Raw genomic sequence first — 15,152 nt, forward strand, 5'->3', positions numbered from 1 at the left:
AGATAATTTTGTGTATTAACTTCACTCAACACCCATAAGAAACCAATATAAAACCAGAATTCACATCATGCATATTATGCAACCTTGGTTCCAATTTTAACTTGTTTTTATTGTTGAGAAATCAATAAAAACATGAATTCACTCATAAAGAGGTAGCTTACTTTCAATAATAGTCGAATTATTAGCCGCTTCTGAATGGTGTAAGAGGATTTAACAGAATACCTGAGTAACGATACAAAACCTGCTACACTGTTTGCCTAAAATACAATAGGGTTCAGCCCATACAGCAAGAGCAATGTCATGTCTTTATTAGCAAAAGGTACGCTAAGTAAAATGCGCGCCTCTCTCGAAAATACCGTCCAATATAGATTGCCAGTTGGTGACGAACTCGTCGATCTCACCCCCTTTATTGGACAACGCTTAACACTCACCCATACTGGAAATATTTTTTGCAGTGCGTGTGGCAAGAAAACCAAAAAAAGTTACTCTCAAGGTCACTGTTTTGTCTGTATGAAGAAGCTCGCAAGCTGTGATATGTGCATCATGAAGCCAGAGACTTGCCACTACGACCAAGGCACATGCCGTGAGCCACAATGGGGGGAAGAGAACTGTATGGTGGATCACTTTGTGTATCTCTCAAACACTTCTAGCCTAAAAGTTGGCATTACGCGACATACCCAAATTCCTACTCGCTGGATTGATCAAGGCGCAACACAAGGCCTACCGATTTTTAAGGTTAAAACCCGTTATATTTCTGGCCTAATCGAAGTTGAGCTCGCTAAGCACATTGCTGATAAAACCAACTGGCGTACCCTGTTAAAAGGCGATGGTGAGCCAATGGAGTTAGAAGCGCGCTTTGCAGAACTACTTCCTCTAGTTGAAGATAAGATCGCTGAAATCAAACAGCAATTTGGTGATGATGCGATTGAAATCCTGAGCGAAGCTATTACACCAATCAGTTACCCGGTAAATCAGCATCCAACTAAGATCACTTCGCACAACTTTGATAAGAACCCCGAAGTCACTGGCATTCTGCAAGGTATCAAAGGGCAATACATGATCTTTGATACTGGTGTGATAAATATCAGGAAATTCACTTCCTACGAGGTTGAAGTCTCTTCCTAAATAAGAAAAAGACCTCCGATTGGAGGTCTTTTTTTAGGCTTTATTGATTCAATATAATCTTCAATTCATCAAAAAAGATATCAACTTCTTCTAGGGTGTTGTAATGCATAAACCCTACGCGAACGACACCCACACTCTCTTCTAAACCGAGTTGGCGCACTAACCCTAACGCGTAGAAATGCCCGTTCCAGACACATATATTTCTCTCGCCTAACTTTTGGGCAATCTCGATTGGTGAATGGCTGTCAAATGTTAAGGCAAACGTGGGCGTTCTCAGTTCACTGTCTGCTTGATGCTCTCCCCATAAGGTGACACCGCTTAATTCAGACAAGCGTGATAAAAATCGCTCACTGATCGCTGATTCGTGTTGATTAAACTGTTTGTACGAATCAACCAGACGTTCTCTTAGTGAGTCAGCACTATTCCCCCATTGAGACAGGTACTTCACCGCTGCAATGACACCGGCAAGCCCTTCGAAACTCTGCGTCCCCGTTTCGAATCGACCCGGACCTTGATTGGTGGCAGGTTCGACTTTGTATGGTTGAAGAGTGTGTAGCCACTTCGGTGCGACATAGGCTATACCGACATGAGGCCCAAAGAATTTATACGCTGAACAGGCTAAGAAATCACAACCCAATGCTTGAACATCAACCAAATGATGTGGCGCGTAATGAACAGCATCGACGTAGACCATCGCACCGACAGCATGAGCCGCTTCTATCACGCGTTTGACATCAACCATTGATCCCGTGGTATTTGATGCAAAGGTTAAAGCGACCAGTTTCGTCTTATCGTTAATTAGCGACAGCAGATGGTCTATATCAAGCCCATAGTTAGACTCATTCACACGAGCCTGGTGCACAACAGCCCCTCTGTCATCTGCCGCTTGCTGCCAACTCGATACGTTTGAGTAATGATCGAGCGCGGTGACGATCACTTCATCTCCAGACTCCCAACCGCGACTGATCGCACGGCTTAATTGGAATGTCAAAGATGTCATATTGGCGCCAAACACCATGTTGTCAGCCGATTCAGCATTGACCAAGACCTGAGCATGTTCACGCGCTTGCTGCATTAAATCCGTGGTATTTCGACTCGAAAAGTAGTGCCCACCAAGGTTAGAGTTAAAGAAACCTAAGTACGCCTGCATCGCTTCTAATACTGATTTAGGTACTTGCGAGCCTCCCGGGCCATCGAGGAAAATAACCGGTAGGTCATTGTGCGTTTGGCTTAACGCGCTAAATTGCGCTCTTGCTAGGTTAGGAGTGAAGCTCATTAACAGCGCCCTTTGCAGTTAAAACAAAAACATCCATATGGCCTTCTGTGCCTTCAATTACTGAACGAATTGGCTGCGCATTATGCCAAAGCTTGTTATCAGCAAGCATTGCGACTTCACCACTTAATAGTACTTTGCGAAAGAATGGAGCTTCATTGAAACTGTTGTACAGCATGATGTCTCCCCCTTCGATATTGTGACGCCCCATACCTACCAATGCGATATGTTCAAAGCCGTCTTGATGAACACCTTCTGGTGCCACTTGCGTTTCATCGTAAATCGCAGAAATTCGGATCTGGTGGATTTCTATTTCTTGACCATTTTTCAGCTGGTTCGATGCAGCGAACAGAGAACACATTTCTCGCATACCATCACTTTCTAGGATAGAGGCTTCAATGCCTTCAAATTGACGAATCACATTTCCTTGGAAGCGGTTTATATCATCCGTTTGCATGAATTCGTTTTTATTTAAGTCGACAACCTGGCCATCTTTAAGTGCAACCACTGAATAACGTCTTAGGCGAAATTTCCCATCTGCGTGCTCTGTATGCGGCAGGTGCATAAAAGAAGGGGCTAGTTGAGAAATGGCAGAATCACTTAACTTAGTCAGTTGTAAGGTTGTTTCTCGCTGATGCAGCATCATCATCTCCTTAATGAAGGTACATACTTGTAGTTGCAGTTGTAGTTGTAGTTAACATCTTGTTCACATTTATTATTTGCGCATATATATCGGCAGATCAACTTTATTTAGCATTTCAATCCATCAAAATATAAAATAAAGACACATACACCAAGTTATTATCGTTACTTAGAGATATAAACCAGTTTAAGAAAGTCGAAATGTCGAAAACTAGATGACTTCACTAGCCTGTTTACAAATAACCATGAACATCAATATGTTAGAGTCTTATCTAAATCCAAGAAGTTAACGTTTGCGTTCTAATCTATAACCAATTATTACATTCCTCAGCCTCGCAAATGCTTTCAAAGACCCCATATTTTCCATACAATCGAACTCAAATAGATGATAAAGCGTCACCGCTAATGGAGCACAAATGAGCGACGTAAAACATAGCAACCTTCTTATTCTAGGTTCAGGACCAGCTGGCTACACAGCAGCAGTTTATGCTGCTCGCGCAAACCTTAACCCTGTTCTCGTGACTGGCATGCAGCAAGGTGGGCAATTGACCACCACAACTGAAGTTGAAAACTGGCCTGGTGATCCTGAAGGTCTAACTGGCCCTAGCTTGATGGACAGAATGAAGGAGCATGCTGAACGCTTTGAAACTGAAATTTTGTTCGATCATATTAACGAGGTTGATTTTAGTCAGCGCCCGTTTCGTCTCAAAGGTGATAGCAGCGAATACACCTGTGATGCTTTAATCATTTCGACAGGTGCTTCTGCTAAGTACTTGGGCTTGGAGTCTGAAGAAGCCTTCAAGGGCCGCGGTGTTTCAGCTTGTGCCACTTGTGACGGTTTCTTCTACCGTAACCAAAAAGTAGCTGTTGTTGGTGGTGGTAATACTGCTGTCGAAGAAGCTCTGTATCTTTCAAACATCGCATCTGAAGTTCACTTGATCCACCGTCGTGACACGTTCCGCGCTGAAAAGATTCTAGTTAAGCGCCTAATGGATAAGGTAGAAAACGGTAACATCGTTCTTCACACTGATCGAACTCTGGATGAAGTCGTTGGCGATGATATGGGCGTTACAGGTGTTCGTATTAAGGACACTCAATCAGACGCTATCGAACAGATTGATGTTATGGGCGCGTTTATTGCCATTGGTCACCAACCAAACACTTCAATTTTCGAAGGCCAGTTAGAGATGAAAGATGGCTACATCATCGTTCAATCAGGACTTGAAGGTAATGCGACTCAAACGAGTATTCCCGGAGTTTTTGCCGCTGGTGATGTAATGGACCATAACTACCGCCAAGCGATTACCTCTGCAGGAACGGGTTGTATGGCTGCGCTAGATGCTGAACGTTTCTTAGATGGATTAGCTGATAACAACTAACCTCTTTTATAAGTTCCACGCTAAACGTAAATAATATTTTTCACTTTTAGCTCAAATCCTTAAAGCCCTGCGGTATTCCCGCAGGGCTTTCTTTTGTATAATGCGCCATTCTAATTCGTAATAATAATTCTCATTAAGCCTTCACGATGGATAAAAAGAAACAACGCAGCTTGAATCAATGGCTCAAGCAGCAGAGTAAGCTCGCCAAGCGCTGGCTTATGATCGCTGTGGGTCTCGGTGTTCTTTCAAGCATATTTCTCTTGGCCCAAGCGGCTTTGCTTGCCACAATTTTGCACCAACTCATCATTGAACAAGTCGATAAATACCAGCTTGTACCTCACTTTTTTGGTCTAGCAGCTATCATTGCGGTCCGTGCCCTTTGCTCATGGGGACGAGAAATCGCAGGTTACCGCTGTGGCGAACAGATACGCGTCTATATCCGTCAGTTAATTTTAGACAAGCTGCGTGAGTTAGGACCTGCGTACATAAAAGGTAAACCGGCTGGAGCGTGGGCAACCTTGCTACTTGAACAAGTCGAAGACATGCACGACTTCTTTGCTCGCTACTTACCACAAATGTCTCTGTCCGTTTTGGTACCTTTCGTTATTTTGATTGTGGTATTCCCCGTTAACTGGGCTGCAGGATTAATCTTTTTAATCACTGCGCCACTTGTGCCTTTATTCATGGCACTAGTTGGGATGAAAGCGGCGGATGCAAACCGTAAGAACTTCAAAGCCTTACAACGCCTTTCGGGTCATTTTTACGATCGTTTGCAATCTATGACAACCATCAGACTGTTTGATCGTACAAAAGCGGAAACCGAGGTCATGCACGGTGCATCCGAAGTGTTCCGTACACGCACTATGGATGTGTTAAAGATCGCTTTCCTCTCATCAGCCGTGCTTGAGTTCTTTACTTCCATCTCGATTGCACTTACTGCGGTTTACTTCGGTTTTGCCTTCATTGGTGAATTGAACTTTGGCGACTACGGTGCAGGTGTCACGCTGTTTGCTGGCCTATTTATCCTTGTTCTTGCTCCCGAGTTCTATCAACCGCTACGTGACTTGGGTACCTTCTATCATGCTAAGCAACAAGCCGTAGGCGCAGCTGAGAGCATTGTAGAGTTTATTGAAACCGATGTTGAAACCGTCAACTCAGGTCAAAAGACCCTTGATAACGAAGATGATATTGTTATCCAAGCGCAAGATTTAGAAGTCTATTCGCCTGAAGGGCAGAAGCTCGTCGGTCCCATCAGCTTTTTACTCAATGCTAAGCAAACCGCCGCCCTTGTTGGCCCAAGTGGTGCAGGTAAAACCAGCCTAATCAATGCGATTCTTGGCTTCTTACCTTACAAAGGCTCGCTCACCATCAATGGTATAGAACGCAGTGAACTCTCTTTAGAGGATTGGCGAGAAAAGATCAGTTGGGTTGGTCAAAATCCTCTCCTCTTACATGGCTCGATTCGAGACAACATTACCTTGGGTAAATCCAATGTGAGTGACGAAAGAATCAACCACGCATTAGAAGAGTCATTTTCTGCCGAGTTTGTTAATCAACACGGATTAGATTACTCAATCTCCGACCGTTCAGGTGGTCTGTCTGTTGGTCAAGCGCAGCGCTTAGCTCTTGCTCGAGCGATGGTTCAAAATGGTAAGTTCTGGTTATTGGACGAACCGACCGCAAGCCTCGATGCGCGTAGTGAAAAATTGGTTATGCAAGGCTTAGAAAATCAAATTGACGGCAGATCTGCACTAATGGTCACCCACCAACTGACGCCACTGAGAAATGTCGACCAGATACTTGTCATGGAAAATGGACTTTTGGTGCAATCCGGCCATTTTGATACGCTCGCGCAAGAGCAAGGTCTATTCCAGTCAATGCTGCAAGCAAACCAAGCCTTAAACCAAGCGAATAAGGGGAACCTAGATGCGTGATTTACTTCCCTACTTAAAGCTATATAAGAAGCACTGGTTTGGCCTATCCCTTGGCATGCTACTCGCCTTTTTAACTGTAGCGGCATCGATTGGTCTATTAACTCTGTCAGGTTGGTTTTTATCAGCGGCAGCGGTTGCTGGCTTAACCATTGCTCGTGAAACCTTTAACTACATGCTACCGGGTGCCTTCGTGCGCGGCTTTGCGATGGGCCGAACTGCAGGCCGTTGGGGAGAGCGTGTCGTCAGCCATAACGCAACATTCAAACTCTTAACTGATCTGCGAGTCTTCTTCTTCTCGAAGTTAGCCCCTCTTATTCCGGGTCGAGTTTCGAACCTACGTGATGCTGACTTACTCAATCGCCTTGTCGCCGACGTGGATGCAATGGACCATGTTTATCTGCGTCTTATCAGCCCTATGGTTGTGGGTACTCTAGGTATTCTTGGTCTAACTGCTCTTGTTTGCTGGTTTGATAAAGATCTCGGCCTAACACTAGGTGCGATTCTAATGTCGCTTGTCCTTGCTTGGCCAGTCTTGTTTTATAAGCTTGGTAAACGAAACGGTAGCGAATTAACTCAGCACAAAGCTCAACTGCGAATCTCAACACTCGACTGGCTTCAAGGGTATAGCGAACTTACCTTGTTTGGTGCAGAAGAACGCTACCGTAATGCGATTCTTAGTGCTCAAGATAAGTTACTGAAAAATCAGTACTTCAACGCACACTTTTCTGGCATTGCTCAAGCACTGCTGATGTTAGCTAATGGCTGGACGGTCGTTCTCATGTTGTGGCTTGCCGCCGATGGTGTGGGCGGAAACACCCCAGACCCAATGATCGCGTTAGTCGCCTTCGCAACCATGGCAAGCGTCGAGTTACTCATGCCGATTGCCGGAGCCTTCCAGCATCTCGGGCAAACCTTGACGTCTGCTCGCCGACTGAATGACATCATTCTTTCCGAACCCGATGTTCAGTTCCCTGAAGAGCATCTTGATCACAGTGAAGAGTTCTCTATTGTTTATAACGATATTTCTTTCCACTATCCTGACAGTGATAGCCAAGTGATCTCCAATGTTGAACTGACCATTCCAGCGCAGCACCGTATCGCTATCGTCGGTCAAACTGGTTCAGGTAAGTCGACCTTGCTACAGCTGCTAAACCGCTATTGGGATGTGCAGCAAGGAACCATCGAGATAGCAGGCAAACCAATAGAACAATGGAGCGAAAGCCAGCTTCGCCAAGCAATCAGTGTCGTTAGCCAAAGGGTTGATATATTGAATGGCTCACTGCGCGATAACCTCGTGATGGCCAAACCACAAGCCGATGATCAAGAACTCGCTCAAGCACTCGAAAAAGTGGGTCTATCGAAACTGTTAGAAGATACGGCGCTCGACACTTGGCTGGGTGATGGCGGACGTCAGTTGTCTGGTGGTGAAAAACGCAGAATCGGTATTGCGAGAGCGTTACTCCACAATGCCCCTATATTGCTACTCGATGAACCGACCGAAGGTTTAGACAAACAGACTGAACAGCAAATGATGCAGCTATTCGAGCAGCATTTTAAAGGTAAGACGGTGGTATTCATTACTCACCGATTAGTTGACCTCGATAAAATGGACTCTATTTGTCTGATTGAGCAAGGCAGAATCGTAGAGCATGGCAGCCACAATGAACTGATGGCTGAGCAAGGACGTTACTACGCGCTTAATCAAACCTTATAAAAAGGCCAATTAATTAAAAAGACCCAGCGCGACTTCTCGTTGTTCTGGGTCTTTTTGTATATTTATACCTATGAGCCTAACAAGGGTAACAAGTTCTTGAACGAAACGTCTGATGAAGAGCCCATCTACCCTAGCCCATGCGTGCGCAACTGCTGTCTCGATGGAAACGATGTGTGCTTGGGTTGCTTTCGCACGCTTGAAGAAATTCTAAATTGGTCGCACTCCTCCAATGTAGAAAAGCAAGCTATCTTAGCCAAATGTAAAGAAAGAAGAGCACAAAACCACCGGTATTAACTTCAGTTCACACACACATTATTACTATTTCACCCTCTCAAAATTGACTCATTACCCTATTCTGCAAAACAAACTTCTCGTAAGATTCAAGCGCGCAAATAACTTTTGTTGATAGTCTGACAACAGCTCACGCCCTGACATTTCATCCAGGTGAAATCCTAGCGGTAACGACCATTTTTCCTTACAGTCACACTTATCAATAACGAAGAACAATTAAGTCAATGAATCAATAGACACCATGAAAGACCAATTAACGATTACTGTTTCGACTATCAATGGTTCCAAGCATTGGTATTTCAGCAAAACCATGCAGCGTCACTTTAAAACCGGCTTCGTTGTGGTTGTACTAGCAATCACCGCAACCGTGTTTCTCATTGATCATCTTTATTCTCAGGTTGGCGATGCAATGTTAAAGCAGTCAGAACTGGCAGAACATTCGCGAAATATCGGCCAAGAGTTGCAGAGCTTAAAGGCCCTTAAGTCTGAACTCGAAAACGATTTGTCCGAGCGAGAAGAACGTGTCCAATTGGTGTCGGAACGATTGGTTGACTTGGAAAAAGTCCTAGGCGTTGCTAATGAGAGTACCGAACACAGCTTAGATGCACGTTTAGATATTGCAGCCATTACCTCAAACGTCAGACTGGCGATGCTCAACCAGATTCCAAATGGATCACCTGTCGGCAATATCCGCCTTTCATCGGGCTTTGGTAAACGCATTCACCCGGTAACCAAAACGTCCAAGATGCACCGAGGATTGGATTTTGCGGCCAATACCGGAACTAAGGTTTACGCCCCAGCAGATGGTGTGGTTGAAGTCACTCGATACAGCAAGAAAGGTTCTGGCAACTTTTTACGTTTACAACATTCTTTCGGCTTTTCGAGCTCTTATTCGCACTTAAAAGGGTTCAAAGTCAAAAGCGGTGAGTTCGTCAAAAAAGGACAACTTATCGCTATTTCTGGCAATAGCGGACTCTCTTCTGGCCCCCACCTTCACTACGAGGTTCGCTTTGTTGGCAGAGCACTAAATCCTAGGTCATTCGTTGAATGGAACCTCAATAATTTTGAAGACATCTTTACTAAGGAACGACAAATACGATGGGAATCTTTAATCGAAACAGTAGAACAACGAGTAGCTCAGCAACTTCAACTATCATCGCCAAAGGATGTTCTGTTAGCGGAGAACTCAAGGTAGAAAGTGACATCCAAATAGATGGCATCGTAGAGGGTCAACTACATGTAGACGGCACCTTAATCGTTGCAGAAAGTGGCCGCGTGCGAGGAGAAATTTACGCTAAGCAGCTTATCGTCAACGGTATTCTTGATGGCAACTGCTATGTAGAACGTGTTCAAGTTCTTTCGAAAGGACGCGTCAGTGGCAAGATTTGGAGCAATAACCTGAGCATTGAACCCGGTGGTAAGTTCTTCGGTGAAGCGGCAGAGCTGCCTGAAAAAGAAGTCGTTAGTCTAAAGAGTCAATCAACTGAAGACCAAACCAAAACGTTCTCTAACCACAAAAGCGCTTAGCCCATCAATGACGTTTGTCGAAAGAAGTCACTTCGCTTTATTCAGTAATGATGTATTAGAGCTTCAAAATAAAAATCCGAGTGTTGTTCAACACTCGGATTTAGAGACGGTTTAAGTAAGAGTACTACTTAGCGCTGCTTATTGCGTGCGTTTGGTTTACCCGCACCTTTCTTAGGCTTGCGGCGAGATGGGTTATTGCTACGACCACCACCGCTGCTTACGCGCTCTTCGTGACGTTTAACCGCACGACGAATCTTCTGGCTACGAGAACGCTCACGCTTACGAGAAGTGTTCGCTTTGTTTTCATCAAGTAGCGTCTCTTTCTCTGGACGAAGTTCAACAAGCTCACGCAAGTAGTTTACTTCTTTCAGATCAAGCTCCATCCAACCGCCACGAGGCAGTTTCTTGTCTAGGTAGATATCACCGTAGCGAACACGCTTCAGACGGCTTACCGTCGTATCTTGAGATTCCCAAAGACGACGAACTTCGCGGTTACGACCTTCGTTGATTGCAACATAGAAAGTGTGGTTCATACCATCACCGCCCGCGTATACAACATCTTCGAAACGTGCCATGCCATCTTCTAGCTCTACGCCACGCACTAGGTTCTTAACCTTCTGCTCAGTTACTTCACCAAACACACGTACCAAGTATTCACGTTCAACTTGACGGCTTGGGTGCATTAGGCGGTTCGCAAGTTCACCGTCTGTAGTAAATAGCAGTAGACCCGATGTGTTCGCATCTAGACGACCAACAGAGATCCAACGAGAACCACGGATTTTAGGTAGACGGTCAAATACAGTTCGGCGACCTTCAGGGTCATGACGAGTACACAATTCACCTTCCGGCTTGTAGTACGCAAGAACTCGACAAACCACCTCTTCCTGAGCTTTCGCAGAAACAGTATGACCATCGATACGCACAATGGCGTTTTCATCTTCTAGTCGTTCACCAAGCTTAGCTACAACACCGTTCACACTCACGCGACCCGCTTTAATTAAAGCTTCAAGTTCGCGACGAGAGCCATGACCAGCTCGAGCTAATACTTTCTGTAATTTTTCGTTCATTTATCTACCTATGTGTCGTCTTCTCAGACGTCGAATAAACAAGTGCGACCCAAAATCGCGGCCGCACATTATCGCAAAAACTGTGGAGGAAATCACTAACTTTTGATTACTCAAAAGGGGTTGGATCACCCGAGCCTAAACGAGCGACCTTAGGTTCGTCATCACTAAAATCGATGACAGTCGTTGGCTGTTCGCCTAGGTAACCGCCGTTCAAAATACAATCAACAGCATGCTCTAGTTTATCGCGGATATCTTCAGGGTCTGATTCGGTGATGTCATTACCCGGCAAGATAAGTGACGTCGACATTAGAGGCTCACCCAGCGCTTCCAACAAATCCAAAGCAATACGGTTATCCGGAACACGAATACCAATCGTCTTACGCTTTGAATTCATCAAACGACGAGGCACTTCTTTTGTCCCTTTAAAGATAAATGTGAAAGGGCCAGGAGTGTTGTTTTTCAGCAGACGAAAAGCACCATTATCAACACGTGCATAGAGTGAAAGCTCAGAAAGATCACGACATAGTAACGTGAAGTTATGCTTGTCATCTAAGCGACGGATTTGACAAATTCTTTCCAGCGCCTGTTTGTTCTCAAGCTGACAGCCAAGGGCATAGCCTGAGTCGGTTGGGTAAACCACTACCCCACCATTTCGTATGATTGCTACAGCTTGGTTAATCAAGCGAGCCTGTGGGTTTTCTGGGTGAACGTAAAAAAACTGGCTCATTGTAATTCCTCAATATCGAGTCTCACGACTCTATAGTTAATTGGTATTGATTGAATCTGACTTAGAAGGCTCAATACCCCAATCTTTCCATACCGCTTCGACACCTGACGGTAACCAAAGGTTTCGTCCTAGCTCCATCCACGGCGACGGATAATGAAAGTCACTGCCTTGTGAGGCTAATAGTTTGTATTGTATAGCATAATCAGCCAAGTTGCGTCTTTCTTGTTGCCCTTGTTGAGGTTGAGCGACTTCCATCGCATCTCCACCCGCTTCAACAAAAGCGGCCAATAGGCGTTTGAGCCATTTAGCGGTCAAATCGTAACGCGCAGGATGAGCTAAAACCGCTTCGCCACCAGCGGCGTGAATTGCATCTACCGCATCTTTCATTGAACACCATGTCGGTGGTACATAGCCTGGGTTATTGCGCGTTAAATACTTTTTAAATACCTGCTGCATGGTTTTGGCATAACCATTATCCACCAACCACTTCGCAAAGTGGGCGCGAGTGACGGGCGCATCTCCAGCGATTAGTTTTACCTCTTCGAGCACCCCTTCTCTGGTCGCCTTTTCCAGTCTCTGGGCAATCAGCTCAGCACGAGATTCTCGATGGCTTTTCTGTTGGTCAATGAGAGACAACAACGCGTCGTTTGTCGGGTCGATATTAAGACCAACGATATGAATGTCTTTATTCTGCCAAACCGTCGAGATCTCAATACCATTAATCAGTTTGATCGGCAGATCATTGTCATTGATGTATTGATGCGCCAAATCCAAACCATCAACCGTATCATGATCAGTAATCGCTAATACTTCGAGGTTAAAGCTTAATGCTCTATCAATAAGTTCATTCGGAGGTAATCGTCCATCAGAGGCTGTGGTGTGGCTATGTAAATCAATTCTCATAATTTTGTTTTTTTAGTTGACTTTTTACCTCTGCACTAGTTAACTAGTACACAAATACGAAGTACCTGAATTTGGGCTCATTATGTTACAAGACATCAACCTAAAGCAAAACGCAAAAGTTAACGCTGATACGATTAATCGTAGCTCAGCTGACCTTGCTTGGTGGCGCACTTGGACAAGTTCTTGGTGGGCTAACGTGTACTTCTAAATTATAGATTTCATGTATATCAAGCCCGCTACCATAGCGGGCTTTTTGTTTTGTTGTCTGCCTCACACCTAAGTGCTTAAACAATCACCAGATTTGACCAAATCTTAATTGGGAGAACGTTTGCTTTATGCGACTATGTACGGCAGGAAGAAAAATTATTAAGAGAAAAGGAGGTCTTGTGAACAAGGCCATTAATATTCAAAAGCTAGGTAACCTTGAGCTGATTCGCACTACTGCACCCTACGCTCAAGATCCAACGCAGTTGTTCCATACTCTATGCGAGAACAAGACGGATAGCCTGTTGCTAGAGTCGGCCGAGATCGATTCCAAGCAAGATCTTCAAAGCCTGCTGATTGTCGACTCTGCAGTACGTATCGTCTGTTTTGGTCACACTGTCACTATGACCGCGCTGACTGAAAACGGTAAGCACCTACTTTCTCACTTAACTCTTAACATTAACGACGGTATTGAAAACCGTTTTGACGGAACAGAGCTTGTCCTTGAGTACACCTCTCCTTGCGATACGCTTGATGAAGATTCACGACTACGTGAAGCGTCTTCTTTCGATGCACTCAGACTGATTCAACACAGCTTCAACATTGAAGGGCTGCATAAACATGCGATATTTATCGGTGGTCTTTTCGCTTACGATCTTGTCGCCAACTTTGAGCCGTTAGGTAACGCGCAAGCGACCAATCAATGTCCAGATTACGTATTCTATGTCGCCGAAACTTTATTGGTTGTTGATCACCAAAAGCGAAGCTGCGACTTACAAGCGGCACTGTTTGCCAATGACCAACAAAAACCAACACTTGAAGCGCGTTTAGAAGAGATACGTCAAGCGTGTACGACACTAAAACAATTGCCGAATGCAGCACCTGTGACTGACACGACAGCAGTCCCGAGCATCTCTGATGAAGACTTCTGTCAAACAGTACGAGACTTAAAGCAATATGTCGTAAGGGGCGATGTGTTCCAAGTCGTACCGTCACGCCGTTTTACCTTGCCGTGCCCTTCTCCTCTCGCCGCATATAAAGAACTCAAGCAGTCAAATCCAAGCCCTTACATGTTCTATATGCAAGATGAGCTATTTACCTTGTTTGGTGCGTCACCTGAAAGTGCACTGAAGTACGAAACTCACACCAATCAGGTAGAAATTTACCCGATTGCTGGCACTCGCCGCCGTGGCAAACGCCCGAATGGAGAGATCGATTTCGATCTAGATTGCCGCATTGAATTAGAGCTTCGCACCGACAAGAAAGAAAACGCAGAACACATGATGCTGGTTGACTTGGCACGTAACGATGTTGCGCGTATTTCTGAAGCAGGCACCCGCCATGTCGCTGACCTACTCAAAGTTGACCGTTATAGTCACGTGATGCATTTAGTTTCTCGCGTGGTTGGTCAACTACGTAACGACCTAGATGCCCTGCATGCTTACCAAGCGTGTATGAACATGGGCACGCTAACAGGTGCCCCAAAGATTCGCGCAATGCAGTTGATTCGTGATGTGGAAGGTGCTCGTCGTGGTAGCTACGGTGGCGCAGTTGGTTACCTAACTGGTGAAGGTACATTAGATACCTGTATCGTGATTCGCTCAGCATACGTGGAAAACGGCATTGCACAAGTTCAAGCTGGTGCAGGTGTGGTATTTGATTCTGATCCGCAAGCGGAAGCAGATGAAACACGCGGTAAAGCTCAGGCAGTGATCTCTGCGATTCAAGCGGCTCATCAGCCAATTCAAGATAAGCAATAGGTGGAAGAGATGGCGAATATCCTATTTATCGATAACTTTGACTCTTTCACTTACAACCTAGTCGATCAATTTCGTTCCTTAGGTCATGAAGTCAAAATCTATCGCAACAATATAGCCGCTGACACGATTGAGTCAGCCGTTCAACAATTAGAAAACCCGGTCGTCTTGTTATCGCCAGGTCCCGGTGCACCTGCTGACGCGGGTTCTATGCCTGAAATCATTCAGCGCTTAAAAGGCAAAGTACCTATGATTGGTATCTGTCTTGGTCACCAAGCGATCGTTGAAGCGTACGGTGGTACCGTTGCTGGCGCCGGTGAAATAATTCACGGTAAAGTGTCGATGATGGAACACCAGAATCACGCGACCTATGCTCAATTGCCTTCTCCACTTGCAATAGCGCGTTACCACTCATTAGTCGCAACTCATGTGCCAGACTCGCTAACCATCACTGCTGAAGTTGATGACCTAGTGATGTCTGTAGTACAAGAAGAAGACAAGGTGTGTGGCTTCCAATTCCACCCTGAATCGATTATGACCACCTACGGCGCGACCTTATTGGCCAATGCGATTGAGTGGGCTCTAAAGAAGAACGACAAATAAGGAAGA

15 protein-coding genes and 1 other annotated feature are annotated in these 15,152 nt (G+C 45.1%); of the genes, 10 read left to right on the forward strand and 5 right to left on the reverse strand.

The genetic code is table 11. The features are described 5' to 3' along the window. Positions 1-300: 300 nt before the first annotated feature. Positions 301-1,125, forward strand: a complete 825-nt coding sequence (locus VIA_RS16590) for a DUF2797 domain-containing protein (protein ID WP_004414358.1) — start codon at positions 301-303, stop codon at positions 1,123-1,125. Positions 1,126-1,165: 40 nt separating this feature from the next. Here VIA_RS16590 and VIA_RS16595 read toward each other — a convergent pair whose 3' ends face one another. Continuing rightward, positions 1,166-2,401 carry a cysteine desulfurase-like protein gene (locus VIA_RS16595; RefSeq protein ID WP_004414359.1) on the reverse strand — a complete coding sequence of 412 codons (1,236 nt, stop codon included), beginning with the start codon at positions 2,399-2,401 and terminating at the stop codon, positions 1,166-1,168. Beyond that, the gene (locus VIA_RS16600; RefSeq protein WP_004414360.1) at positions 2,385-3,041 is read right to left on the reverse strand and encodes a 2OG-Fe dioxygenase family protein; all 657 of its coding nucleotides are present in this window, start codon (positions 3,039-3,041) and stop codon (positions 2,385-2,387) included. Before VIA_RS16600 ends, VIA_RS16595 begins: the two co-directional genes overlap by 17 nt. Positions 3,042-3,456: 415 nt before the next feature. On the opposite strand from VIA_RS16600, the gene trxB reads away from it, so the two are divergent. The 6 genes from trxB (at position 3,457) to VIA_RS21945 (ending at position 9,885) form a co-directional block, all read left to right on the forward strand. Further along, positions 3,457-4,419 (forward strand): thioredoxin-disulfide reductase, encoded by a 963-nt coding sequence (gene trxB / locus VIA_RS16605; protein WP_004414361.1) that lies wholly within the window; start codon positions 3,457-3,459, stop codon positions 4,417-4,419. A 146-nt stretch (positions 4,420-4,565) separates the two neighbouring features. Next, a complete protein-coding gene (gene cydD, locus VIA_RS16610) occupies positions 4,566-6,353 on the forward strand; it encodes a heme ABC transporter permease/ATP-binding protein CydD (protein WP_004414362.1) in 1,788 nt (595 codons plus the stop codon). Continuing rightward, a complete protein-coding gene (gene cydC, locus VIA_RS16615; protein ID WP_004414363.1) occupies positions 6,346-8,067 on the forward strand; it encodes a heme ABC transporter ATP-binding protein/permease CydC in 1,722 nt (573 codons plus the stop codon). The genes cydD and cydC overlap by 8 nt, the downstream gene beginning before the upstream one ends. Before the next feature lie 141 nt (positions 8,068-8,208). Beyond that, a complete protein-coding gene (locus VIA_RS21940) occupies positions 8,209-8,361 on the forward strand; it encodes a DUF1289 domain-containing protein (protein ID WP_328285401.1) in 153 nt (50 codons plus the stop codon). 238 nt (positions 8,362-8,599) lie between these two features. Continuing rightward, positions 8,600-9,553, forward strand: coding sequence for a M23 family metallopeptidase (locus tag VIA_RS16620; RefSeq protein ID WP_004414364.1), 954 nt, complete (start codon positions 8,600-8,602; stop codon positions 9,551-9,553). Continuing rightward, complete coding sequence (locus VIA_RS21945) at positions 9,457-9,885, forward strand: bactofilin family protein (RefSeq protein WP_071816327.1); 429 nt, start codon at positions 9,457-9,459, stop codon at positions 9,883-9,885. Before VIA_RS16620 ends, VIA_RS21945 begins: the two co-directional genes overlap by 97 nt. A gap of 128 nt (positions 9,886-10,013) precedes the next feature. Here VIA_RS21945 and rluB read toward each other — a convergent pair whose 3' ends face one another. The 3 genes from rluB to rnm all read right to left on the reverse strand — a co-directional run bounded on the left by rluB (position 10,014) and on the right by rnm (position 12,582). Next, entirely contained in the window at positions 10,014-10,952 is a 939-nt protein-coding gene (rluB, locus tag VIA_RS16630; protein ID WP_004414366.1) for a 23S rRNA pseudouridine(2605) synthase RluB, read from the reverse strand. Positions 10,953-11,058: 106 nt separating this feature from the next. Beyond that, on the reverse strand, positions 11,059-11,679 hold the full coding sequence (locus VIA_RS16635; RefSeq protein ID WP_004414367.1) for an L-threonylcarbamoyladenylate synthase: 621 nt from the start codon (positions 11,677-11,679) through the stop codon (positions 11,059-11,061). A gap of 36 nt (positions 11,680-11,715) precedes the next feature. Further along, on the reverse strand, positions 11,716-12,582 hold the full coding sequence (gene rnm, locus VIA_RS16640; RefSeq protein WP_004414368.1) for an RNase RNM: 867 nt from the start codon (positions 12,580-12,582) through the stop codon (positions 11,716-11,718). 82 nt (positions 12,583-12,664) lie between these two features. Between rnm and trpL2 the strand changes: the two genes are divergently transcribed. The 3 genes from trpL2 (at position 12,665) to VIA_RS16655 (ending at position 15,146) form a co-directional block, all read left to right on the forward strand. Next, on the forward strand, positions 12,665-12,790 hold the full coding sequence (gene trpL2 / locus VIA_RS16645) for a tryptophan operon leader peptide (RefSeq protein ID WP_004414369.1): 126 nt from the start codon (positions 12,665-12,667) through the stop codon (positions 12,788-12,790). Beyond that, positions 12,737-12,840 (forward strand) — a sequence feature (Trp leader region). Its footprint overlaps the gene before it by 54 nt. Before the next feature lie 128 nt (positions 12,841-12,968). After that, positions 12,969-14,546, forward strand: a complete 1,578-nt coding sequence (locus VIA_RS16650) for an anthranilate synthase component 1 (protein WP_004414370.1) — start codon at positions 12,969-12,971, stop codon at positions 14,544-14,546. Between the two features lie 9 nt (positions 14,547-14,555). Next, a complete protein-coding gene (locus VIA_RS16655; protein WP_004414371.1) occupies positions 14,556-15,146 on the forward strand; it encodes an aminodeoxychorismate/anthranilate synthase component II in 591 nt (196 codons plus the stop codon). The last annotated feature ends 6 nt before the right edge of the window (positions 15,147-15,152 follow it).

Origin of the sequence: Vibrio orientalis CIP 102891 = ATCC 33934 (genome assembly GCF_000176235.1) — a bacterium.
GTDB lineage: Bacteria > Pseudomonadota > Gammaproteobacteria > Enterobacterales > Vibrionaceae > Vibrio > Vibrio orientalis.